The organism is Microbacterium sp. K27, from assembly GCF_004794435.1.
GTDB classification, from domain to species: Bacteria; Actinomycetota; Actinomycetes; order Actinomycetales; family Microbacteriaceae; genus Microbacterium; species Microbacterium maritypicum_A.
This window is the reverse complement of sequence record NZ_SSDK01000008.1, coordinates 1-1,598: the sequence shown is the minus strand read 5'-3', so window position 1 is coordinate 1,598 and position 1,598 is coordinate 1. Positions and strand designations below refer to the sequence as shown.

The 1,598-nt window shown below is 57.5% G+C and carries 2 protein-coding genes; both read right to left on the bottom strand.

Going from position 1 to position 1,598, the window contains the following annotated elements; genetic code table 11:
• Positions 1–262: 262 nt before the first annotated feature.
• Positions 263–868 carry a hypothetical protein gene (locus DW307_RS00025; protein WP_136023609.1) on the bottom strand — a complete coding sequence of 202 codons (606 nt, stop codon included), beginning with the start codon at positions 866–868 and terminating at the stop codon, positions 263–265.
• A gap of 217 nt (positions 869–1,085) precedes the next feature.
• Positions 1,086–1,535, bottom strand: coding sequence for an RHS repeat-associated core domain-containing protein (locus DW307_RS18380; RefSeq protein WP_446723818.1), 450 nt, complete (start codon positions 1,533–1,535; stop codon positions 1,086–1,088).
• Between the last annotated feature and the right edge of the window lie 63 nt (positions 1,536–1,598).

Sequence of the window (1,598 nt, the reverse complement as noted above, 5' to 3'; positions counted from 1 at the left end):
CGACCAGCCACTCCTGACCGACCACCCGCTCCGCCGCATCACGACCCACACTGCTCAGCGCCGAACCATCCGGATACGCGATCTGCTGCAACTCCACCCGTGTCATCCGACGCGACCGTCGAATCGTTCGTCAAGCCTTCAAATGCCGCGCCACTCGTGACACATCTGTACCCAGCGCCAGCGACCTGAGTGGTCTCTCGTTCGTATGGCTAGTTGCGTGATGAGCGCAGTCAGCGTGATGAGGATAATCAGTTGGTGCTTCTCAAGATAGACACCGTCGAGCTACCTTATCCAGCAGAGTGAGAAACTCAGAATAATTGAGCGGATCGACGGGAATTTGAACTCCGAACAAAGGATGATCCTCTGGCAAGCGCACGTCGACAGGTAAGCCTCGACGAGAGTCGAGTACTTGAATCCCGTACCCATAGACGATCCGCGAAAGACCAAGATTTGAGTGCCACTTAGGATCCTCAAGTGAGAACCCCATGATCACATGCGACTGGTACGAGACGTTCTTCTTTCCCCAGACGAAGAAGTCCCATCGCAGCTCTGGATGGCGATCGATCATCAAGTCACCCAGCAGCAACGCAACATCTTCGCACACGGACTGTGAGCGTCGATCGAGGTGATTACTGTCAGCGACAGGCACCATCGTTTCGATAAACCAGTCATTCAGCGACTGCACCGACTTATCACTGCCGTCGAATTCGATACCAGAATTTGCCAAGAGCGTGTGAAGTATCGCAATGCGATCGGGCTTTTGCCGCATCGACTGCTCGAACTCGGCGCGAGCGACAGAACGCGGCAGCTCAGCGAGCGACCACCACGGCATTGACTCGTTCAACGGATACTCCGCCCAACTGTTCATGGTATGACCTGCCACCGGATTCCGTTCTGAGTAAGGAAGCTCTTTAGAGGACCGCTAGGGCCCGCAAGTCCTGTCGTGGGACTCGCTGTGAAGTACCAGCGGACGCTTGTGAGATCGCCGGACGCAACCAACGCCGCGTCTTTCCGGACCTGAAGCCTAACGGAGCTTGTCAGCGAGGTGTAGCCGACCTTCGTCTCGATCCCGATGCGTCCCGAAGTTAGCACATCGATTCTTCGCATCCCCAGCCCCGGCACTGTAAAGGTCTGCTCGATCTTAGAACCAAGATTCTGCCTATTGATCTTGTCGCGAAATGCGTTGCCGTTTTGTTGATTCGTTCTGAGTGTTGTCCCCTAGTGTTCGTCGAGGATCGCGTACCGAAGTAGCTTGTGCTGGTTGGGGTGGTTAGCCCCAACCGCGCCCGCAGCGTCGCGAGATTAGGAATCCCTCCGCATCCACCTTCTATGCCACAGGGCATCCACCTTTCACCGCTGAGGTCGTGTCCGTTGATGGGGTCGGTGGGCCAGGAGTAGTCGTTCGCTCCACCACCTTCGATGGGGTCGACCTGCAGGAATCGTCCGAGGGCGGGGACATACAACCGCACCCCCATCTCGATCACCAGCGCCGACCCTGCCGACTCCGCGGGCTTCAACGCCCCCTGATGCCACAGTGTGTTCCCCGCGACCTGACCGGTGTCATCCGACGCGACCGTGCCGATCGCGAACGAGACCGG

What these genes read in the sequence shown, in the direction of transcription:
- DW307_RS00025 (WP_136023609.1), bottom strand. Translation starts at nt 868, where the DNA reads ATGAACAGTTGGGCGGAGTATCCGTTGAACGAGTCAATGCCGTGGTGG.